Annotated in this window: 27 protein-coding genes and 1 tRNA gene; 24 read left to right on the top strand and 4 right to left on the bottom strand. The window is 45.0% G+C overall.

The window, feature by feature from the left end; all coding sequences use genetic code 11:
- Positions 1 to 2: 2 nt before the first annotated feature.
- Complete coding sequence (locus tag AC23N5_RS05235) at positions 3 to 230, top strand: hypothetical protein (RefSeq protein WP_487754740.1); 228 nt, start codon at positions 3 to 5, stop codon at positions 228 to 230.
- A 6-nt stretch (positions 231 to 236) separates the two neighbouring features.
- On the top strand, positions 237 to 419 hold the full coding sequence (locus tag AC23N5_RS05240) for a hypothetical protein (RefSeq protein ID WP_487754741.1): 183 nt from the start codon (positions 237 to 239) through the stop codon (positions 417 to 419).
- Positions 420 to 598: 179 nt separating this feature from the next.
- Here AC23N5_RS05240 and AC23N5_RS05245 read toward each other — a convergent pair.
- Both AC23N5_RS05245 and hflX read right to left on the bottom strand, forming a co-directional pair.
- Positions 599 to 670 (bottom strand) — tRNA-Arg (locus AC23N5_RS05245).
- A 114-nt stretch (positions 671 to 784) separates the two neighbouring features.
- A complete protein-coding gene (gene hflX, locus AC23N5_RS05250; protein ID WP_487754742.1) occupies positions 785 to 2020 on the bottom strand; it encodes a GTPase HflX in 1236 nt (411 codons plus the stop codon).
- A 192-nt stretch (positions 2021 to 2212) separates the two neighbouring features.
- Between hflX and AC23N5_RS05255 the strand changes: the two genes are divergently transcribed.
- From AC23N5_RS05255 to AC23N5_RS05265, 3 genes are all read left to right on the top strand, one after another.
- Positions 2213 to 3019, top strand: a complete 807-nt coding sequence (locus AC23N5_RS05255) for an alpha/beta hydrolase (RefSeq protein WP_487754743.1) — start codon at positions 2213 to 2215, stop codon at positions 3017 to 3019.
- Between the two features lie 77 nt (positions 3020 to 3096).
- Complete coding sequence (locus tag AC23N5_RS05260; RefSeq protein ID WP_487754744.1) at positions 3097 to 4047, top strand: DUF2975 domain-containing protein; 951 nt, start codon at positions 3097 to 3099, stop codon at positions 4045 to 4047.
- A gap of 2 nt (positions 4048 to 4049) precedes the next feature.
- Entirely contained in the window at positions 4050 to 4256 is a 207-nt protein-coding gene (locus tag AC23N5_RS05265; RefSeq protein WP_487754745.1) for a helix-turn-helix domain-containing protein, read from the top strand.
- On the opposite strand, the gene AC23N5_RS05270 is transcribed toward AC23N5_RS05265, so the two are convergent.
- The gene (locus AC23N5_RS05270; RefSeq protein ID WP_487754746.1) at positions 4253 to 4585 is read right to left on the bottom strand and encodes a glyoxalase; all 333 of its coding nucleotides are present in this window, start codon (positions 4583 to 4585) and stop codon (positions 4253 to 4255) included. The two genes, AC23N5_RS05265 and AC23N5_RS05270, sit on opposite strands and share 4 nt — an antisense overlap.
- A gap of 337 nt (positions 4586 to 4922) precedes the next feature.
- On the opposite strand from AC23N5_RS05270, the gene AC23N5_RS05275 reads away from it, so the two are divergent.
- From AC23N5_RS05275 to AC23N5_RS05325, 11 genes are all read left to right on the top strand, one after another.
- Complete coding sequence (locus AC23N5_RS05275) at positions 4923 to 6008, top strand: M20 family metallo-hydrolase (protein ID WP_487754747.1); 1086 nt, start codon at positions 4923 to 4925, stop codon at positions 6006 to 6008.
- Between the two features lie 11 nt (positions 6009 to 6019).
- The gene (mazG, locus tag AC23N5_RS05280; RefSeq protein WP_183975431.1) at positions 6020 to 6841 is read left to right on the top strand and encodes a nucleoside triphosphate pyrophosphohydrolase; all 822 of its coding nucleotides are present in this window, start codon (positions 6020 to 6022) and stop codon (positions 6839 to 6841) included.
- A gap of 89 nt (positions 6842 to 6930) precedes the next feature.
- Positions 6931 to 8016: a hypothetical protein gene (locus AC23N5_RS05285; protein WP_487754748.1), complete on the top strand. Its 1086-nt coding sequence runs from the start codon at positions 6931 to 6933 to the stop codon at positions 8014 to 8016.
- A gap of 40 nt (positions 8017 to 8056) precedes the next feature.
- Entirely contained in the window at positions 8057 to 8884 is an 828-nt protein-coding gene (locus tag AC23N5_RS05290) for a DUF481 domain-containing protein (RefSeq protein WP_487754749.1), read from the top strand.
- 15 nt (positions 8885 to 8899) lie between these two features.
- Positions 8900 to 9325 carry a gamma-glutamylcyclotransferase family protein gene (locus AC23N5_RS05295; protein WP_487754750.1) on the top strand — a complete coding sequence of 142 codons (426 nt, stop codon included), beginning with the start codon at positions 8900 to 8902 and terminating at the stop codon, positions 9323 to 9325.
- A gap of 39 nt (positions 9326 to 9364) precedes the next feature.
- Positions 9365 to 10078, top strand: a complete 714-nt coding sequence (locus AC23N5_RS05300; RefSeq protein ID WP_487754751.1) for a hypothetical protein — start codon at positions 9365 to 9367, stop codon at positions 10076 to 10078.
- Positions 10079 to 10164: 86 nt separating this feature from the next.
- Positions 10165 to 10500, top strand: a complete 336-nt coding sequence (locus tag AC23N5_RS05305) for a DUF2853 family protein (RefSeq protein WP_028525090.1) — start codon at positions 10165 to 10167, stop codon at positions 10498 to 10500.
- Between the two features lie 171 nt (positions 10501 to 10671).
- On the top strand, positions 10672 to 11190 hold the full coding sequence (locus AC23N5_RS05310) for a DinB family protein (RefSeq protein WP_487754752.1): 519 nt from the start codon (positions 10672 to 10674) through the stop codon (positions 11188 to 11190).
- Positions 11191 to 11221: 31 nt separating this feature from the next.
- Complete coding sequence (locus tag AC23N5_RS05315; protein ID WP_487754753.1) at positions 11222 to 11836, top strand: DinB family protein; 615 nt, start codon at positions 11222 to 11224, stop codon at positions 11834 to 11836.
- A 27-nt stretch (positions 11837 to 11863) separates the two neighbouring features.
- Positions 11864 to 12310: an ester cyclase gene (locus tag AC23N5_RS05320; RefSeq protein WP_487754754.1), complete on the top strand. Its 447-nt coding sequence runs from the start codon at positions 11864 to 11866 to the stop codon at positions 12308 to 12310.
- Between the two features lie 78 nt (positions 12311 to 12388).
- Entirely contained in the window at positions 12389 to 13207 is an 819-nt protein-coding gene (locus AC23N5_RS05325) for a DUF6597 domain-containing transcriptional factor (protein ID WP_487754755.1), read from the top strand.
- Between the two features lie 53 nt (positions 13208 to 13260).
- Here the strand turns inward: AC23N5_RS05325 and AC23N5_RS05330 are convergent, their stop codons facing one another.
- Positions 13261 to 14562: a Gfo/Idh/MocA family protein gene (locus AC23N5_RS05330; protein ID WP_487754756.1), complete on the bottom strand. Its 1302-nt coding sequence runs from the start codon at positions 14560 to 14562 to the stop codon at positions 13261 to 13263.
- Between the two features lie 150 nt (positions 14563 to 14712).
- On the opposite strand from AC23N5_RS05330, the gene AC23N5_RS05335 reads away from it, so the two are divergent.
- The 8 genes from AC23N5_RS05335 to AC23N5_RS05370 all read left to right on the top strand — a co-directional run bounded on the left by AC23N5_RS05335 (position 14713) and on the right by AC23N5_RS05370 (position 21821).
- Positions 14713 to 15312, top strand: a complete 600-nt coding sequence (locus AC23N5_RS05335) for an RNA polymerase sigma factor (protein ID WP_487754757.1) — start codon at positions 14713 to 14715, stop codon at positions 15310 to 15312.
- Between the two features lie 13 nt (positions 15313 to 15325).
- Positions 15326 to 16039, top strand: a complete 714-nt coding sequence (locus AC23N5_RS05340) for a hypothetical protein (protein WP_487754758.1) — start codon at positions 15326 to 15328, stop codon at positions 16037 to 16039.
- A complete protein-coding gene (locus AC23N5_RS05345) occupies positions 16021 to 17382 on the top strand; it encodes a S8/S53 family peptidase (protein WP_487754759.1) in 1362 nt (453 codons plus the stop codon). The genes AC23N5_RS05340 and AC23N5_RS05345 overlap by 19 nt, the downstream gene beginning before the upstream one ends.
- A 406-nt stretch (positions 17383 to 17788) precedes the next feature.
- Complete coding sequence (locus tag AC23N5_RS05350; protein WP_487754760.1) at positions 17789 to 20188, top strand: CHAT domain-containing protein; 2400 nt, start codon at positions 17789 to 17791, stop codon at positions 20186 to 20188.
- Positions 20189 to 20245: 57 nt separating this feature from the next.
- Positions 20246 to 20536 (top strand): hypothetical protein, encoded by a 291-nt coding sequence (locus tag AC23N5_RS05355; RefSeq protein WP_487754761.1) that lies wholly within the window; start codon positions 20246 to 20248, stop codon positions 20534 to 20536.
- Positions 20537 to 20626: 90 nt separating this feature from the next.
- Positions 20627 to 21031, top strand: coding sequence for a hypothetical protein (locus AC23N5_RS05360; protein ID WP_183975460.1), 405 nt, complete (start codon positions 20627 to 20629; stop codon positions 21029 to 21031).
- 45 nt (positions 21032 to 21076) lie between these two features.
- Complete coding sequence (locus AC23N5_RS05365; protein ID WP_183975461.1) at positions 21077 to 21421, top strand: hypothetical protein; 345 nt, start codon at positions 21077 to 21079, stop codon at positions 21419 to 21421.
- Between the two features lies 1 nt (position 21422).
- A complete protein-coding gene (locus tag AC23N5_RS05370; RefSeq protein WP_183975462.1) occupies positions 21423 to 21821 on the top strand; it encodes a hypothetical protein in 399 nt (132 codons plus the stop codon).
- The last annotated feature ends 9 nt before the right edge of the window (positions 21822 to 21830 follow it).

Raw genomic sequence — 21830 nt, forward strand, 5'->3', positions numbered from 1 at the left:
TATTGGAACAGGTACTAGAAAACGAAGATTGGACATTACGAGTGTCCAGACTCTTAGACCTCATTAAACGCTCGTTGGAAGCCATAGAACGGCACAAGGCAGCCAACAGCCCCGACTTTATTGTGGAGCAATACCAACACCTTCGGGACAAACATCTGGTCGAACTCGATGAATTATTACGAGACTCAAATATGACTATCCAGTTACGGAATGTAGGCAACGCCGCGTAGTTACTCATGGAATCTTTCGTAAACGAGTATTACACCCAAATAGGCAATGCTACCAATGAAGTAGAACGCGCTCAAATAAAGGCCGAGTTTGCCGCCAAACTTCAAACGCTCAATGAAGAACAACGCCAACAGGTGAAGGCACTGAAACGAGACAACACGCCTACCATATCAGCCCAAAATGCCGCGTAAATATGCCGAAATTGAACAATTGAAAACCATGCAACCAAATATCATTTCTGACGAATGGAGTGAACGAGTGGCACGGCTCACCGAGGACAAAAAACAAAAAAACGTCCCCTTACGCGTCCCCTGCAAAAAACAAAACTCACCAACCAATAGATAGTCAGTGAGCTACATAATCAAAGTTGTGACCCCGACGGGAATCGAACCCATATCAAGCGTTTAGGAAACGCTTATTCTATCCGTTGAACTACGGGGTCAACACTATTTTTCACTTTTTCCCATATCAAGCGTTTAGGAAACGCTTATCGGGCGGCGCTCCGCTCTATCCGTTGAACTACGGGGTCAGCTGAATTTTGCGCGAATTTCGAAAACTATTCCGCAAAATCAAAGTTCGTGAAAGGCATCTCAAGCCAATTGGGATAAATCATAAAGTGCTTGTCCTTCACCAAATCAAACATTTTGGCACGAAGCTCGTCCAAATTCTCCTTGTTTTGGGCCGAAATAAACACGACGTGGTCTGATTTTCCCGTCAGATAGCTTTGCTTTAATTTCTCCAAAACGCTCTCCTTGGTCTGCTCTACCACTACCTCGCCCTCTTCCGTCTCAATCACTTCATCAAACGCCTCTAATTTAGGCTGGTAGGCATCAATTTTATTAAACACCAAAATCGTCGGTTTATCGCCCGCTTTGATTTCGGCCAAGGTTTGATTTACAATCTCAATTTGCTCTTCAAACGATGAATGCGAAATATCCACCACGTGCAGCAGTATATCCGCCTCCCGCACCTCGTCGAGCGTGGACTTAAACGACTCAATCAGCGTAGTGGGTAGCTTACGGATAAACCCAACCGTATCTGTCAACAGAAACGGGATGTTATCAAGCACCATCTTTCTCACGGTAGAGTCAACCGTAGCGAAGAGTTTGTTTTCGGCAAATACCTCGGCCTTGGCCAAACGGCGCATCAGCGTTGATTTCCCTACGTTGGTATATCCTACCAAAGCCACGCGCACCAATCGGTTCCGTTCCTTGCGGCGCGTCATGCTTTGCTTGTCGATTTTGGCCAATTTATCCTTCAAAAACGCAATACGGTCTTGGACAATACGGCGGTCGGTTTCAAGCTCTTTTTCCCCAGGACCACGCATCCCTACCCCACCTTTTTGACGGCTCAAGTGCGTCCACATACGAGTAAGTCGTGGGTACATGTACTGATACTGAGCCAATTCCACTTGAATTTTTGCCTGAGCTGTTTGGGCACGCATGGCAAAAATATCAAGAATCAACAAGCTACGGTCGAGCACCTTGATTTCCTTAAATTCAGCTTCAAGGTTACGTACTTGCGACGGGATAAGCTCATCGTCGAAGATAATCATATCAACAGGATTGTCGGTCACGAAGATTTTGATGTCTTCCAAACGGCCTTTTCCTACAAACGTACGATTATCGGGATGTTCTAATTTTTGGGTAAATGTCTTTACGGTTTGGACACCTAACGTGGTAGCCAAAAATGCCAATTCCTCTAAATACTCTTGGGTCTGCTCGGGCGACTGTCGTTGGGTAGTGACAGCGACCAAAACCGCTGTTTCTTGTTTTTTTGCAGTTGAATTCATTTACAATAGTTGTTCCCGAATCGTCAGGATGATAGTTTTCGCTGTTGTTGCAGCGGATAAAAGTAAACGGTGTTGATTCTCAGAAAGTTTCTTGGAAAAAGACGAAATTAAGACATTCAGCCGATTTTTTGTAATTTGTCCATTCGAAAAGTCCCCAAAAATTCGGATTGGTCTTTCCTGCCTCATTTTTTTATGCTGCGTTTTTTGGTCTATTTGTTCGCTTTTTACTTGCTAGTAGGGCTGTTGTTCTGGGCAGGGCATCCATTTATTTTGTTTCAACCTACCCTTCTTTCTGCCGATTTTCAGTATCAGTTTCCCCAACCTTTTCAGGAAGTCACCTTTAAACCTGCCTCTGATGTACACCTCAACGCACTTTGGTTTCGGACGGGCTCCCAACCACGACAAGGCGTTGTTTTGTTTTTTCACGGCAACCGCGACAACCTCACCCGATGGGGGTGCGAATACGCTGCCCGCTTTACCCAACGGGGCTACGATGTCCTCATGTACGACTACCGCACCTACGGCAAAAGCACGGGTCCTCGCTCCGAAGTCGCTTTGCACCACGACGCAGACTACGTCTATAACGCTGTACGAAAGCAGTGCGTTGAAGACTCCATCGTTGTCTATGGGTATTCATTGGGTACAGGTATGGCCTCGCGCGTAGCGGCCAACCACCGACCTCGGTTGTTGATTTTGGAAGCGCCTTACGCTACTATTCCGACCTTGTTTCGCACCCAATTGCCCATTTATCCCTACGAATGGCTGAGCCGTTATAAATTTCGTACCGATAGCTGTTTTCAGCACATTCGCTGCCCCATTCAACTTTTCCACGGCACCCGCGACCGCGTCGTTCCTTACGCCAATAGCCAACTTCTTCTTCGGGCACCCACCTCCGCCAAGGTCACCCTTACTACGATTCCCAACGGCACCCATCGCGATTTGGATACGTCTAGGCACTATCGAAAACGGCTCAATTATTTATTAATAAAGAGAAAATAAACATTGATAAATAATATTTATTTATTGTTTATCAATAAACTTTTCCACTTTTGAAATAAATCTAAAGCCGTACGACTATGACACGCAAATCATTTACCCAAATCGTTTCTGTCTTCTATTGGATTTGTAACCTGTGCATCGCTTTTGCTATTGCGATTCCTTTATTCATTCTTTACAAACAATTATCTGATAGCAAAGGAACGCTAAGCATTGATGATAATGTGGTACTATCTGAAGGGAGTTTGTCCAACCCCATTTTCAAAGTTCCTGTCACCATTGATTTAGGAGAATCGTTTATGGATACGACTATTCTTTTTCGTTCAAAAGATAACCCTTCCCTTTTCCCCGAAACATACCAAGTAAAAACAAAAGCAAATTCCGATGAAAGTAATCATGTAGAGCATCTAAAAAAACGGAATAATGAACTTTTGAAACGTTACCAGATGGGCCTTATCACACCCTCAGACACCATTATTTCTTCATTTTCACTAACCTCAGGACAGGCTCCTATTGACGCTAAAAGTTACTTTGAAGTGACTCCTCCCAAAGAGGCAAAAGGCTTTCTACAGCTCAAAGCGAGTAATATGCACTATGGTTGGCTTATCGTAGCTTGCACTTGGCTACAAGCAATCGTTCAATCGGCGTGTTTACTATTTATGCTTTTTTGCATCAACCTATTTTTACAAGACATTAGAAAGTACCAGATTTTTACTGCTGCCAATTTTCGGCGCCTGCGATGGGTTGGCATTTGTTTATTGGTATTTTCACTACTTGACTCACTTGATGTGTTTTGTACTTATTTATTGGAAAAAGAAATTGGCACGATGGCTACTAAATTTGAGGTATTTCATAACTCACTCGCTATGCCTACACCTTTCAAAATCAACATAGACAACACCTTTAGAATTACCTTTAATCCATTCCTTGTAGTAAACACCACTTTTCTTATGGGGTTGGCTATCATTATCTTAGCCGAAATTTTCCGCAAAGGCCACGAACTTCAACAAGAACAAGAACTCACTATCTGACCATGCCAATTGTCGTAAACGTAGATGTAATGATGGCAAAGCGTAAAATGTCACTTACCGAACTTGCCGAAAAAGTGGACATAACACTCGCTAACCTGTCCATTTTGAAGACGGGTAAGGCCAAAGCCGTTCGGTTTTCGACCTTGGAAGCCCTGTGCGAAGCTTTGCAATGCCAACCTGGAGATATTCTGGAATACGTCCCTGACTAAGCCGCCACTAATTGACTTTGCAGCCTGCGAATCAGCATATTGATGGTTCGGCGGTTGAGTTCTTCTTCATCTTGAAGAAAAATCAGGTACTGCGCTGGGCTTAAATGGCCTACAATTGTTCCCAACAACAAACTCCTAAATTGTAAATCTTTACGAATAATTTGCTCGATATGAGCCAGTTGGTCTTCGGGCGAAAACCGTTCAAATGCGATTTTTTGCTTTTGTAAGTAACGGCGAAATAGCGCTACCAACAACTCATTTTGAGCTTTAAGAATGGGCCGAAGGGTATCATTCTGAAACTGTTCGGCGGAGGAAATCACTAGGTTCATTGATTGATTAACTAATCGGGTTTTGAGAAACCCTCTGTACTACATTTGATTAAAAAGTCGGGTTTTGAGAAACCCTCTGCACTGTGTGGAGGGTTTCTCAAAACCCGACCTACTGACGAGTTCAAAACCCGACCTACCGACGAGTTCAAACCCGACCCTACCGACGAGTTCAAAACCCGACCTACTGACGAATTCAAAACCGACCTACCGACGAGTTGGCGTCTCCCCATGCAAAGGTTTTTTTAGCCCAACCCACGGTATTCATTGGATTTTAACCTACAAGCTGTCAACTATACATTCCCTTTGCGTAACTTTGCGGCAGACAAAACAGCTTTTTATGTCTGAAACAAACATGACACTATCGCCTAACGCGCTTGCGCAAGAGGCCATCACATTACTTAAACAACTGATTTCTACTCAGTCGTTTAGTCGAGAAGAAGAAGGAACTGCCGCTTTGATTGAAGCATTCTTCCAACGCAAAGGGATTCCGTTCCACCGCAAAAAAAACAACATCTGGGCTTACAATCGCTACTTTGACGCCAGCAAACCCACGGTTTTACTCAACTCTCACCACGACACTGTTAAACCCAATCCGTCTTGGACGCTCAACCCGTACGAACCTCTCGAAAAAGACGGAAAACTCTTCGGATTAGGTAGCAACGACGCGGGTGGGTCGCTTTGTTCACTCATCGTGACGTTTTGCCATTTTTATGATAACCCTCATTTGGCCTACAATGTTGTAATGGCTGCCACCGCCGAAGAAGAAATTTCGGGACGCGAGGGGCTTGAACTGATTGTACCCGACCTTCCTCCCATCGAATTTGCCATTGTGGGTGAGCCTACCGAAATGCACCTAGCCGTGGCCGAAAAAGGGTTGTTGGTGCTGGATTGCATTGCCCACGGGAAATCGGGACACGCGGCACGGGAAGAAGGCGAAAACGCTATCTACAAAGCCATTGACGACATTCAGTGGATTCGTTCGTACCAATACCCCAAAGTGTCTCCTACGCTCGGCCCCATCAAAATGTCGGTGACGATTGTCAACGCAGGTACGCAGCACAACGTAGTTCCTGACTCCTGCAAATTTACCATTGATGTCCGCGTGACTGACCAATATACTTTGGAAGAAATCATTGACATTATCAATAAAAACATCAAATCCGAAATTGCCGCGCGTTCGGTGCGTTTGCGCCCGTCGAGCATTCCGATGGAGCACCCTATCGTACAAGCGGGTGTTCGTTTGGGAAGAAACACCTACGGCTCTCCCACTACCTCCGACCAAGCGCTTATCGACTGCCCATCGCTCAAAATGGGGCCAGGCCATTCGGGGCGTTCGCACACGGCGGATGAATTTATTTACCTCCACGAAATCGAAGAAGGAGTCGCTCAATACATCAAAATGTTGGAAGACGTGATTTTATAGATTTAACACTTATGCAAACTCGTACGCTGTCTGATATTTCGCCCGAACGCTTAGAGCAACTTCTCGCTTTCGACCGATTGCTAAACATCATGGACGACCTGCGCGCCAAGTGCCCGTGGGACAAAAAGCAAACGCTTCAAAGCCTGCGCCACCTGACGATTGAGGAAACGTACGAGCTTTCGGATGCCATTTTGGAGAATGATTTGCCCGAAATCAAAAAAGAATTGGGCGATTTATTCCTTCACATGGTGTTTTATGCCAAAATCGGCTCCGAAACGGGTGACTTTGATATTTCGAGTGTGCTGCACGGGATTTGTGAAAAACTCATCGTACGGCACCCCCACATTTATGGCGACGTGCAAGCCGACACCGAAGAGAAAGTAAAGCAAAACTGGGAGCAAATCAAGCTCAAAGAAGGCGACGGTAAAAAATCAGTGTTGGGCGGTGTCCCTCAGTCGCTGCCTGCGCTGGTGAAAGCCATGCGGATTCAGGAAAAAGCGCGCGGGGCTGGGTTTGACTGGGAAGAAAAACAGCAAGTGTGGGAAAAGGTAGAGGAAGAAATGGCGGAGTTTAAGGAGCATTTTAATGCCGAAGACGACTCGGTGATTGACCCCGAAAAAGCCGAAGGTGAATTTGGTGACTTGCTGTTCTCGCTCGTCAATTACGCCCGTTTTATTGACCTCAACCCCGAAACAGCCCTCGAACGTACCAACAAAAAATTCATCAAGCGCTTCAATTACCTCGAAAGTCAGTCGCGGGCCGATGGCAAGCAACTCCACGAAATGACCCTCGCCGAAATGGACGAGTACTGGAACCAAGCCAAAAAATTGTAAGCGTTGTTTTTCAGGCACTTCGTTACTTTTCTTCCCTAATCAAGTCTTTTAAACAGGTAGAGATTCTTCTTGTTTAAACGACTTGGTTTATGCGTATCAAAAGCTACTTACTCATTCTCGGTTGTTTGTTGTCGTATGTTTCGCAAGGGCAGCTTGCTTTTACGGCATCTTGGGATTTTGAAAACAATTCCAACGGAAACAGCAACAATCCTAACATCAGCGTTTCTTCTTTAAACATCACTGGCGTTCGACTTTTGGGCTATCCCGCAGGACAAACGGGTGATGCGGTCAGTCTTCAGTTTTGGCCTACGGGCGAACTGAGTTCCACTGATTATGCTGAAGTTTCGGTGACTTCTCCCAACTACCGTTTTTCGCTTTCTTCGATTTCCTTCAGTTTCAACCGCACCACCGACGGCCCTAACCAAATCGCGGTGCGTTCTAGTCAAGATAATTTTTCCAATAACCTCGGTACTTCTGCTGTCGGTTCGGGTTTTGCGGGATTAAACGCTCCTCTTTTTATTAACGACGCACAAGGCACTATTACATTTCGCATTTATGGCTATGCCGCCACCAGCAGCCAAGGCGCGCTTCGACTCGATAACCTACGCATCAACGGTACGGTCATTCTCAATCCACTACCAGTAGAACTGACTCATTTTCAAGGGAAACCTTTTTCCAATCAAATTGAACTCAACTGGGGGACGGCATGGGAGCGCAATTCTTCCCATTTTGATATTCAACGGAGTGCGGATTTGAAAGAGTTTGTCACCATTGGCCGAACGCCGTCCCGAGGCGACCATTTGACCCAAACTACGTATCAATTTGCTGACCTAACACCTTTGGTGGGAATCAACTATTACCGCCTTCGCCAAACCGATTTGGACGGGAGTACGGAGTTTTCTAAAATCATTGCCGTAAAAATCGAACCCGAACAGCCTCAAATCTGGGTTTTTGAAAACCCTACTTCAGCCCAATCCATTCGGGTTCGGTTGCACAAGCTTTTACCTTCTGATGTACGACTTGTGTCAATGTTGGGGCAAGAGATTCCGTTTCAGTGGGTTTCGAGTGGGCTAGACGAGTATGTACTTCAAACCCACGCTCCACAGGGGTATTATTGGCTTATTGGCAACACAAACACTGCTTTCACCAATGCCAAACTTTTCCTAATGCCGTAACCAAGTTTTGAGTTACTTTTGTAGTCAATCCTTGAGCTACATGAATCGTATCGTTTATTTTTCCCTACTCATTTTAGGACTGTACTCGCAGCCTTCTTTTGCCCAAATCCCAGATACTTTACAAACAGCGCCGCCTACTCAGCCCGCTACTTCGTCGGACGATGAAGAAGACCCCAATTATGCCGTTGCTGAAGCCGACCAAGACAGCAGCAGTCATTTTTACCAAAAGTTTACTGTCGATGGAACCGCTTCGACGGGCAATGTTCAACGCTTGCTCTTACAATTTTCAAGTGCGTTGGATTGGAAGCCTAACTCCAAATTTAAGTTATCGAGTAGCCCGTCGTTTGTCTATGGGAAACAAGGCGGCCAACTCACCGAACGAGAGTTTAACGCCGATTTGCGCGCTTCGCTTTGGCACCAAAAAATTGTTTATGGACTTGGTTTTGTCGCTTGGGAACGCAGCAATCTGCGACAAATCAACAACCGCTGGTCGCAAGGCGCGGGTGTCGGGGTAAAAATCATTCAGAAAAAACGCGCTTATCTTTCGATAACCAATTTAATTCTGCACGAAAACACCGATTTTATCGAACGTACCGACATTGATGTATGGCGAAATTCGACTCGTTTTTTTGGAGAATTTTCCCCTGGGTCGTCGGGGCGTTTTACCATCAACAGCGTTTTGTTTTTGCAACCTGCGATTTCGATGCGCAACAATTTTCGCTGGAGTAGCACCCTCGTTTTGGCCTATCGCTTGAGTAAAAACATTAGTCTGCGCACTAAATTTGAAGATGCCTACGAAAGTTACGTTGTACCAGGACGGCAATCAAACGATTTTCGCTGGACGTTCGGGCTTTCCATTGAAAATTAATCCTTTACCAATCAAATGGAGGTAAAAAACTCAATTCCGCTCCTCTTTGTTTACGGAACATTGATGCAAGGGTTTTCTAATCCATTCGCGAAAAAATTACGTAAAAATGCCATTTGGCGAGGAAAAGCCACCTTTACTGGACAGCTATTCGATTTAGGTAGTTATCCTGGCGCCGTTTTTAATTCAAATACGCTTTCGCTCGTTCACGGGGAAGTTTGGGAAATTTTAGATTTTAACGCCGTTATTACCAGCCTCGACTACTATGAAGGCATTCATGATTCTCAACCCGAATACGTACGCGAGCCTATTCCCGTTTTACTCGAAACTGGGCAAGTACAACTAGCTTGGGCCTATCTGTATTGCCAACCCACCGACGCTTTTGTCCAAATTAAACACGGCGATTATCGCCAATGGCTTTTAGACGACAAACAACATTTGTAACTTTCAGGCGTTAAGTCTATTTCCGTACCTTTTATACCTGTGAATTACTTTAAATATTATTGCTTCTTCTTCTTTTGTATATTAACTGGACAAACCTTTGCCCAAAAGGGATATGTTTTGGGTAAAGTGTTGGATTCTGCCACTGGCCAAGGTGTCAATCTAGCCACCATTACCAACCTCAAAAACCGCGACATGACGCGCACCAACAAAGAAGGCGTGTTCTTTTTGGATGCTTCGGTGGGCGATTCGATTGAAATCGCGAGCCTCACCCACGAGCGAGGGGCTTTTCGTTGGAATGGAAATGCCGAAGAAATCGTGTTTCGTCTCAAAAAACTGGACAAAGCCATCGAACTCCCCGAAGTAAGGGTAGCTACCAAACGCGAGCAACAACTCGAAAAAGAAATCAAACAAGTTCTCGCCGAACCCGAAGCCAAAAAGAATTTATCGTTTGGAGAGGCTGTATCCATGGCTCAGTCGCCGATTACGTTGTTGTATGAGTTGTTCAGTAAATCGGCCAAAGAAGACCGCAAGGTGGCCATGCTCATGCAAGAAAAGCGCCGCCGCGACTTGGCCAATTACCGTTTTGGGATGATTGCAGGGCAAGCTACCGACCTGAGTGGCGAAAATCTGGAGCGTTTTCGGTATTTCTGCGACTTCTCTGAGGAGTTTTTGCTCTTATCGACCGACTACGACCTTACCTACGAAGTACTCCAATGCTGGAATGTTTACAAAAAAACCAAAAAAAGGCACTAAATAGTTGTACTTTTCAAAGCTTTTTCCGATTATTCGATTCATTTGTATATCCTATTTCAATTTAACCACAAAAAGACTTTATTACCATGAGTGCATTTGCCGAAGTAGTAGAGAAATCTATCGAACAACTTACGGGTGTGGGAGTTGCCGCTGACGAAGCGCTTGTCTCTGCCGTAGCAAAAGGCTTAGGCCCCTCGATTTACAACTTAGATTCTTCATTGGTGGCCGCCTCTGACCCCGAAGAACTTGAGCGCGTAAAAACAAACTTCTTGATTGGGAAATTGGGCTTGACTGATGGCCCCGAACTCGATGCTGCCATTGCCGAAACCATGGCAACGCTCAAAGGCATAAACCGCAAGCTCCGCGTGGTGGTTTACTATCTTTTGGTTAAAAAATTTGGCAAAGAAGCTATCTATTCTTAAACCACTTTTGTTTTAATCTGACGACAACAGAGCCGACTTTCTTAAAAGTCGGCTCTGTTGGTTTAAATACCCCTCTCGACTCCTTTTAAACAAGATGTCGCATTTTTACAATGACGACAAAAAGCGTCCTATTACTTTTGAACCATCCTATTTAAAAAACGTACCAATTCCATGAAAAAATCACTACTACTCCTGTCGATGTTCGCACTATTGGGCCAACTTAGTTATGCCCAAAGTGCCAAGTCTCGTCTGCTGGCAGATTGGGAACGGGGTAAAAAATTTATGACCGAATACCTCGCCGCCATGCCCGACGATGGTTATGGCTTTCAGCCTACGCCAGAGATTCGTACGTATGCCCAGCAAATGATGCACATTGCCGACGCCAACTTTGCCTTTGCTTCCGCCGCCAGTGGCAAAGCTAGTCCGTATCAAGGTTCGGCCGAAAAATCAGCCGACCACTCCAAAGCAACTGTCACCAAGACCGTCATGCAAAGCATTGATTTCACCATTGAGACCCTGAAAGGTGTACCCGATGCTGATTTTGAGAAAAAAGTAAAAGTCTTTGGACAAGAACTGACGGTTGAAAGTGTTTTTGCAAAGTCGTTTGAACACGTGTGCCACCACCGCGGCCAAACGACCATTTATCTCCGCCTCAAAGGCATTAAACCACCAGCTGAAGGGTTGTTTTAGCAAGTCGTTTTTACAATCATAGCCCAAGCATATGAAAAAGCTATTTTTCTGTCTATTTTTATTGACAACGACTGTCGCATTTTTACAAGCACAAGAAAATACGACACCCAAATTGTGGACGACCGCTGACCGTCAGTACACACTCGATAACATGAAACGAACTCGGGATGAGTTGGTCAAAGAAACCCAAAACCTTACCCCAGCACAATGGGCGTTTCATGAGTCGGCCGACCGCTGGTCTATCGGTGAAATTGTGGAGCATTTGGCCCTGTGGGAAATTATTTGGAACCGTGAAATCAGCATTGGGGTTCGGAACAAACCAACTCCCGAACTCAACGCCAGCAGCCGCCCCGACAGCTATTACAATGAGTTTATCATGGAAGACGCCAAACATAACGCCTCCGACTACACCAAACCAACGGGCTTTGTCGAAGGCAAAAATAATTTGGCTTTCTTTCTGCGAAATCATGCCATTAACCTGGCATTTATTGAGACTACTCAAGCTGATTTGCGGGCGCATTTTGAATTTACTGGTACTCCCAACCCCCGAAATATGCACCAAGTGTTGATTTTTCAATGGGGACACGTGGATCGCCATTTACGCCAAATCCGTAAAGTAAAAACGCATCCTAATTATCCGAAATAACGCATTCCAACCCTCACAATAAAAAAGATGGAAACAACAAAGACGACCGAATCAATCGCGGAACTGACCCGCAAAGGCACTTGCATCGAGTTTTTCTCGGCTTACCAAGACCTTGATACCGAACGCATGATTAACCTTGCCACGCCCGAAGCAACCGTGTGGTTTCAGCCGCTGGGTGAAGGCGGAAAAGGGCTATTCCGTGAGTTTGGCAAAACGGTTTGGGGCTTACTAATGGACTGCTTTCCCGACATTGACAACACCGTTGATAGTATGTATTCCGAAGACGACACGGTGACGTGTAAAGTGGCGATTTTTGGAACGCAAGAAAAAGAATTTATGGGGCTTCCTAGCAAGGGATTGAAATTCAATAGCGACCATATTTTCGTGTTTCGTTTTGATGAAAATGATAAAATCACGGATGTAAGCATCAACTGGAACCACGAAAATTTTGTGGCTCAATTGACGAGTGCGTAACCGTTCGATAAATAATAGTTGTTGTTTTTGAGGTTTTTTCCACTAATTCTTAACTTTCGGTAAATCGTGACTAACCCCATGTTTTACCGAAAGTTTCCTCCACCTGCGCATTTACAGTCTTTTGTCGAATGTTTCTACATTTGGGAATACAGTAAAACACTGGCCAAACCCCTCACCGTTGAGTCGCCGCCTACGGGTTTTGCGTCGATTGTTTTTAACTACGGCACTCCCTACCGCGTTACATCCCAAAAACTAAACGGTGGATTCGTCCCCAAAAACTTCCTGACGGGACAAGCCACCAAAAGTTATCAGTTACAGCTTTCGGGACAAATTGGCATGGTGGGCATCGTATTTCGGCCTGCGGGCTTGCATACGTTGTTTGGAATGCCGATGTATGAGTTTTCGGACGAGCGAACCAACCTGCGTGATGTGCTGGGAAAATGCGTGGATGAATACAGCGATAAAATAGAAGATGCGTCGTCGCACGGTGAGCGATTAGCGCTGCTGGAGCAATTTGTCAACGTGCAGTTTCTTCGTAAAAACCCCGTTGCCGACCGTACTGACTTTGCCGCAAACCTAATTGTGGATAAACGCGGACTTATCAACATCAACGATGTCATCAGCGAACTTTACGTATGCCGCCGACAGTTTGAACGGAAGTTTTTGCAAAAAGTAGGCGTCAGTCCCAAATACTACACTCGCATTCGTCGGGTGGGGCATTTGTGCAACGAACTAGCCCAAAAGCGCTGGAAAATAGACGATTGGCAAGACCTTATTTACCACTATGGCTACTACGACCAATCACATTTTATCAAAGACTTCACCGAATTTATCGGAAAAGCCCCTTCGCTTTACGTAAAAAATAACGCTGAACTGGCCAATTACCTCAAAAATTAAAGCCACCGCAGGCCGAAACCTTGGGTGGCTTTTGATATTCTGAATCAACAATTCTATACTTTATCTGGTACAATAAAAGGAGCGCGGTATTTGCGAGTGAGCATCGCGTTGGCCTCTTTGTCTCCTACAAATTTTTCGGTAGTTGGGTCAAACTTGAGTTTGCGATCTAGGCGATAAGCGATGTTGCCCAAATGCGCCAACGACGCCGACAAGTGCGCCGTTTCCACGGGACCATTCAAGAGTTTTTTGTCGTGCGCACGCACGGCATCAATGAAGTTTTGGTAGTGGTCGCCGCCTTCTTTGCGCGCAGGGCCTGGCGTACGCTCTTTCCCCAAATACGTTTTATAGTCGTTGTAACCGTTGATGACCATGTAGCCTTTATCGCCGTAAAACAAGTTTCCAACTTCCACGCCATCTTCTTTATTCGTCATCCACGGGCGTACTTCTACCTCAATCACCTTTTTTTGTTTGGGATAAATGTAGGTTGACGTCAGCGTCTCGGGCGTTTCTTTGCAGTCATTCCACAAAAACTTCCCGCCTGCCGACGTAATTTCTTCGGGCAGCCCTACGTCCAAGCCCCACAACGCGAGGTCGGTTTCGTGAATCCCTTGGTTGCCAATGTCGCCATTGCCATAGTCCCAAAACCAGTGCCAGTTGTAGTGTACATAGTTTTTACTGAAAGCACGGGCTTGGGCGGGACCTTGCCACAAGTCCCAATCTAACCCCGCAGGCACAGGCGACGTGGGCTGATTGCCAATGTCGGGACGCCATTTGTAAATCAACGCCCTCGCCATATAAACATTCCCAATCAGTCCTTCGCGGAGGTGTTTGATGGCTTCTTGCATGGCCACCGAACTCCGCAACTGCACCCCGTGCTGCACAATCCGATTGTATTTATTCGCAGCTTCTACGAGTTTTCGTCCTTCGTAAATATTATGACAGCCTGGTTTTTCCACATAGACATCTTTACCCGCTTGGCAGGCCCAAATCGCCGCCAACGCGTGCCAGTGGTTGGGGGTAGCGATACTGACGGCATCAATGTCTTTATCTTCATAGACCTTCCGCAAATCTTGGAACGTCTTGACTTTTTTGTTGTTCTTTTTCTCAAAATCAGCCGCTCTTTCTTGTAAAACCACGTTATCCACGTCGCACAAGGCAGCCACTTCTACGTTGGGTAATTTTGAAAAGCCAGAAATGTGGTCTTTCCCACGGCCATTGATACCGATGACGGCGACGCGCACGCGGTCATTGGCGCCAAAGGCACTGGCAGGGATAATAGTTGGAAAGGACAACGAAGCCGTGCCCACTGCCGCCGTCTTAATAAACGAACGGCGGGAAAAAGGTGTGTGTTTCATTGGAAGTCAAGGGTTTGAAATGAACTGTATCATCGTTTGAAAGAAGTACAGCAGCTACGCACAGTAAGGCTATTCGGGGAAAGAAATACTTGTTTTTCTGGAAATCGTTTACCATTTTAGTGACAGCAAAATCCACTTATCCCTACCTGAATGTTTATTTTTAATAAAGTCTTAAAAGATGACGCCCTCCTGCAAGGTCTTCAAGCAGGAACTACTCAAAGGCGGCTCTATGAAAATAAACTGTACGAAAAATACCACTACCTCGTTCGGGAAGCCTGTTTCAAGCACAAAATCAGCCAAGACGATGCCGAAAGCGCATATTCTGACGCGATTTTGACCGTCATCGAGCACGTCGTCAGTCGTCGTTTTGAGGGGCGTTCGGAGTTAAAAACCTATCTAACTCAGATATTTACGAACAAATGTGTTGATAATATCCGAAAAAATACGACTAACAAAGCGGAGGTTCATACCAACAGCATTGGCTTGGAAGATGCGCTCGCTTGGCTACCCGACGAAACGCAGTCGGCCGTACGGAAACTGATTGTGGAAAGTGAAATAGAAACGTTGCAGCAGCGCTTACGGGCCTTGGGAGACAAGTGCCGTGAGATGATTTTGGCGTGGGGAGAAGGGTACTCCGACGAAGAAATTGCCCAAACGATGGGCTACAACACCGCCGCCGTAGCCAAAACAAGTCGATTACGGTGTTTAGAGAAATTAAAAGAAAAGTACAAATCCTCCATCGGGAGTTAGGGGGTTATATTTTATGGAACAGATAGAAGCGTATTTTAATCATACACTTTCAGAAGCAGAGCGAATACAATTTGAGCAAGAACTCAAAAGCAATCCCGCTTTGGCCGAAGAAGTTGCTTTTTGGCTGCAAGCCCGTGCCGTCGCCCAAGCGGAGGCGCGCGCGCGGCGCAAAGAAGAGTTGACGCAGCTGGGGCAGCAACTCCAACAAAAAGGTCGCCGCAGTCTTTATTATGCCTTGAGTGCGGCGGCTTCGGTGGTTTTGTGTTTGGGCATTGGCTGGTACGTATGGCTTCGAAAGTCGGTTGTTGAAAGCGATTACAACCAAGCATGGGCAAGTACGTACATCGAAAAAAACCTCTCAACCCTCGACGGGCTTAAACTAGGAAATGCCGAAACGGATAGCCTGCAATGGGGCATCCGAAGCTACAACGAAGGCGACTTGCAAAAGGCCAAGGCTATTTTTGAAGCACTCCTCCAGCGCGACAGCACCAATGCCGAAGCAGAAAAAAATGCGGGTCTTGTTTCCCTTCGCCTCAAGGAATACGACCAAGCCATTGAACACTTTCACCGCCTTGGCACCCGCACTGATTTGGTCTCAAATCCTGGCAAATTTTACGAAGCCATCGCGCTTTTGATGAAAAATGAACCGTTAACTCAAAAGTCCGCGCAAAATTTGCTGAAGGAAGTAAAGAGGGATAAATTAGAGGGATGGAAGAAAGTGGAGTGAGAGAAACTAAAAAACATTCCCTTTTAAATTTTAATAAAACCATGAGAAAGTTATATTACTTTTTTGTTATCCTTTGTTCATTCTCTCTAATAAGCTGTCGAGACACACAGCAAAACTCTCCCACACTTATTTGGGAATTAGACACTCTTGCTTCCAACAAATCATTATATTCAAAAGACAATACAGGGCTTGTCCTTGGGGATGGTAGAATTCCTAATAGCTTTGTTTTTAAATTTAAAGATGGAACTCCTATTGATACCATACATAAATACGAAAGAGATTGGGGAATTAAAAAGGAATACATAGATTCTTGTTCATGTGACCCAATGTTACGAGGTTATAAAAATTTCCCTCTAAGAAAAATTTATAAAAACAGTGAACCCCTCACCCAAAGAAACACCACTAAAGCAGGAGATGAGCTATTTATCGATAGCAGTATTGCTTTCTTTTCACCCAACTACAAAATAACTACTCCACACGATAGTTCTGACATTAAAAAACCAATTGAAGAGATTTATAGTCTTAGACAGACTGACAATGTTGAAGGCCCCGAAGTTAGAATAGCTGTTTTTGATACAGGCTATGATAAAACAACAAATCTAATAAAAAACCCTAAAGCCATCAACTGTCCCGATTTTAATAACTTCAATGATGATGATTTGGAACGTCACGGCACAACAGTAACGGCGTTGCTTATGAATAGCATGGAAAAGTCACGAAATCAAGCGCAGATTATTCCAGTTAAAGTTTTAAACTCCAAAGGCGAAGGAACCTTATTTAATTTAGTATGTGGGTTAGCATCTCTAAAAAATCAAAATGTAGATATCCTCAATTTGAGTCTAGGCTTCTATGCCCCATCTGATTCCATTCCATCTAAACTCTTAAAAACATACCTAGACAATACAGAAGCTTGGATTTTTACTGCTGCTGGAAATGCAAATTCAACAATCGATCGAACAGAACGTATAAGTAACCTTAGAGATTTGGCACAACGACACTTTAAATTTTACCCTGCCTGCCTTACTGATGCGAATAAATTGGTGTCTGTTACATCAAGCAAAACTAATAAAAATCCATACGAAGTATGCGATACCCAAAACTTTTCAAACCAATACATTGATTTAGCAGTAACAGCTCGCTATGGCGAATGCGGAATTCGTATTTTAGGCAGTTCATGGGGAGGGCAAGGAAGTTCTTTCGCTACTCCAATAGCAGCAGGAAAAGCGGCAGCCTTACTAAGGTCAGGCTTACAAGTAGATCGAGATGTACTTTTTCGGAGTATAGGCGTTGCACCAATCACTGCTCCTTCTAAAGTGAAAGTGGGAACAATCCAAAGCCCATAAATCCATGCATATTCCTTTATTTTTAATGATATTATTTATTAGTTTACTCGCGATGGACATTGAACTAAAAGCTCAATGTCCATCGCGAATTCATGTTTGGAAAGAAGTAGAAAAAGGAAATGAGGTGTTAAATGATGATGAATTACTCAATTTAACTTTACAATTAAAAAAAACGTGTGAAACTTGTAATTATACAAAAGACTCTGTGTATGCACGTGTTTTGCACTTTTTAGGACGTTCATATTGGCTCAGTGGCAATCCTGAAACTGGAAGATTTTTTTCTTTACAATCCATAGAAATCAATCAACTATCCAATCCCTCTGCAAGCAAAGCAAACTGCGCAGGGACTTACTTTAATTTAGGACGTATAGAGCGCGACTTAAATCACACCAGTACAGCTATTATTATGTTACAAAAAGCCATTTTACTAGCAAAAAAATACCCTGAAAAGAAAAATATAGCACTTATTTCTTACCAAGAACTAGCCAACCTTTATCACACTCTTGGAGATTACCAGAAAAGTATCGAATTTGCCGAGGCAGGCGAGAGAGAGGCTATTAAACAGAATAATATTAGTTCACTTGTCAATAATAGATTTGAAAAAATTCAGTCATTACTAAGTTTCAAAAAAGTAGATGAGGCTTTTCAAGTATTACACAATACAATTACCATAGCTGAAAAAATAACTGATACTGATACCAAAGGGTTTTTGTTATCACAAACAGCTAATGTTTATGCTTCTCAAGGAAATTATATAAAAGCAATTGAAGTTTATAAAAAATCATTTACCGCCTATGATTATAAGTCAAAAAACAGCATCGACTCCCGACAAAATCTTGCAGTGACTCTGAATAACATAGGCAACATATATTCTGAAAACTTACGAGATTATAAAAACGCCCTTTTTTATTTTCAGGAAGCATCGAAATATGCTGAGGAACGATTTGCCAAAAGCCGAATCTTAGGAAACATAGCAGAAACATACGGAAAAATCAGCCAATATAAATTAAGTATTGAAACGTATCAAGAGGCCCTTTTCATTGCTCCAATTAATTTTACTACATCCAAAGTTTGGCAAAACCCTCCCGCAAAATCTATTCAAAATGCCGCTGGCAAATCATACCTCCTCACCCTCATCCAAGACAAAGCCGACACTTGGCTTGATTACTACAAAGCAACCAACACCAAAAGCCACCTAACCAACGCCCTCAAAACCTACGCCCTCGCCGATAGCATGATTGATTTTATGCGCTACGAACACGTAGGCGAAGGCTCAAAACTATTTTGGCGGCAAAAAACGCGTGGCATGTACGAACGTGCCATCGAAGCCAGTTATTTGGCGGGCGATGCCGAGGCCGCATTTCGTTTCTTTGAAAAATCAAAAGCCGTCCTGCTCTCCGACAAGTTGAATGAACTGGGGGCGAATCAACAACTGACAGAAAGTAGCGCCAAACGTCAACGCACCCTACGCGACAGCATCGCTAATCTCCAAAACCAACTCGCCAGCCTGCCTGCCAACGACGCCAAAAGAAGCGGTATCCAACGCCGTTTGGAACAATTTAACGACGATTTTGAGGCTTTTCGCAAGCAGCTTGAATCAACTAACCCCGCTTACTACCGTTATAAATACGACAACAGCACCCCAACTATCGCTGAGTTTCAAAAATCCATCTCGACTAATGGGTCGGGGTCACGCACGGCGGGATTCGTGTCTTACTTTGTCGGCGACAGTGCTATTTATGCCTTTTGTTTGGACCAAAAAGCGCGACTTGTTCGCCTTTCCCTACGTCCATCTGACTACCAATCTTTGGCCAACGAGTTTCTTTCCCTTTGCGCCGACCGCTCTCGCCTCAATGCTCACTATCCGCAGTATCGTGCGCTGGCCCATCGGCTTTACCAACTGCTGTGGAAACCGGTTGGAATGACTGCCTCACGCGTGATTATCTCCCAAGATGGCGTGTTTTTGCCCTTTGAAACCTTGCTTGTTCAGCCAAACCAGAACGATTTTTTGCTCAAACACCACGCTATTAGCTACACGTATTCGGCTAATTTTTTGGCAAAAAACCAGGCAGATTTAGCCCCTTCCTTACGTCAGGGTGACAAACTATTCCACCGTAGCTTCGTTGGGTTTGCACCTGAGACTTTTCAGCCGTCGCTCCGCCAAGCTTCGCTCAAAGGTTCGGTCGCGGCTTTGGAGGCCGTAGAAGAAAAGTTTTGGTGGGGAAAAACGCTAAAAAACAACGAAGCTACCAAGGCACAGTTTATGCGTTATGCCCCCAATTCGCGGGTGATTCAGCTCTTTACCCACGCCGACGCCGACAGTACCGAGGCCGTCGAACCGCGCATTTATTTTCACGATGCGGCACTACGTCTGTCTGAACTTACCCAAGCCGACCGCTTTGCGGCGCAGTTGCTGGTCCTTTCCGCTTGCAAAACGGGCGTGGGGCAAAATCAGCGCGGTGAGGGTGTGTTTAGCTTGGCACGGGGCTTTGCGGCCTTGGGAATCCCGAGCACCATCACCACGCTCTGGAGCGTAGAAGACCAACCAACCTACGAATTAACCAAGCTATTTTACAACTACTTAGACCAAGGACTCCCCAAGGACGAAGCACTCCAACGCGCCAAACTCGACTGGCTGAACCAAGGTGATGCCGCCGACGCCCTTCCCTCGCAATGGGCAGGCATGATATTGGTCGGCGACACTGCCCCTTTGGCAATGGACGGTTTACGGTTTATTATTTTGGGTTTAGGGTTATTGGGGCTGGGAGTTTTGGGGGGAGTTTGGTGGTGGCGGCGAAAAAAATAAGTTTGTTTCCCTTTTGTTCCATTATTGCGACTAACTGATTGAAACCACTTTTCAATCATGAAACCGCTATTGATTACTGCCCTTTGCTGTGGCTGGCTTACCAACTACGCCCAATCGACGTACCAATCGGAGGATATGAGCGTACAACTTCAAGTGGATGCTCAAAGCCACCGAGACACCCTAGAAATTTTTCACCGAATGGGCGAAGGAGGGCTGGCATTTGCCGAAGTAAAAATCCTCGCGTTTGCCTCCCAACGTAAGCACAGCCGAATCCGTTACGAACGAGGTTTTGCCGAATTTGTCTTGCACCGATTATCGCTGCGGCCGTCGTCGGTTTCTTCTTTTTAAAAAAAATGAAAAGAATTGTTTCCCTCGTCCTGTCGGCCTACGACTAAGAGATTGAAAGCAAAATCGCACAATATGCTTACTACCAAACACATGAAAACAGCTTCACTGACCCTATTTTATATCGCCTGTTTAGGGCTTAGTTCGTGTAATATATTCAAGAAAAAAGACCCCGACCCTCTCGCCAGTGCGGCAGGAACTTATATGGGTTCAGCACAGGACAACACGAGCATTATTCAAAATACCCGTGCTAATGTGACTACCTCAACTCAGGATAATCGCTTGTACGTATCGTCAGTAGGCATTACATCCTCTACCTATCAATTGGTCTTGACAGGCTTCCCTAATGGAACATTCTCTGGAACTCGTAATGGATTTTCTTACAGTGGACAAATAACAGTCAATGGAAACACCCTTAATATCACTGGGAGCTATCGACTCACCAACACATCAAGCCCAACTTTTGCCAATTTCAGTTTCACTGGGACAAAGCAGTAAAAGTACCAGCCTTTAATCAATTCCATCATTCTTAAATTCAAAAAAATGATTCAGTCACCAAAATTTGAGGTCAATTTGGGAGGAATAGACCTCAACGAAAAACAAGCCCAAGAGCTTGAAAAAGCCCTTCAACAAACTACTTTGCAGTTTTTGGCGAAGCTGGACAATGGATTCAGCGACGGGCTTTTAGCGTACAAGCCCAACCCTGAAAATCCAGAAGACACTGGATTTCCCCCTTTTGTCCTTCCTAAACGCCCCAAATGGTGGTTTGGGTACATTCTGTGGAAACAACCTAAACCTGGCCAAATAGTACAGTTAGATCGTTTGAAGGCAAGTTTCCCAGACTTTGCCGTTCGAGGCGCTTTTGAAAAACCTCAACTACTTCGCTAACATGAAACCCGACCAAAAAGCCACTTGTCCCAGTGCTGAGCCAAAGGCTGGCGCGGTACTACTAGGCGTAGTAAAGCAGGATGGCGAAGTAGCGCTGCTATCTCAACGTATAGAGATAGACGAACACTTTATCGAAACCGCCTCGCAAGGCCGCGACCTTGGCCAGCGTTTTCGGTTTGCCAGTCCGTGCGCGGCCAAAGGGTGCGCTAATTGGTCAGGTCATCATTGTATGGTACTCGACATCGCCCGCCAATTGGCGCATATTGAGCCGCATGTCGATGAGTTATTACCTGCGTGCAGTATCAGAACCACCTGCCGTTGGTTTATGCAAGAGGGTGGCGATGCCTGTCGCATCTGCCCAAAAATCAATACAGGCTTTGCCGAAGTAGAAACAGTTTAAACATTTTAT

The organism is Runella sp. R5_40 (assembly GCF_057652295.1).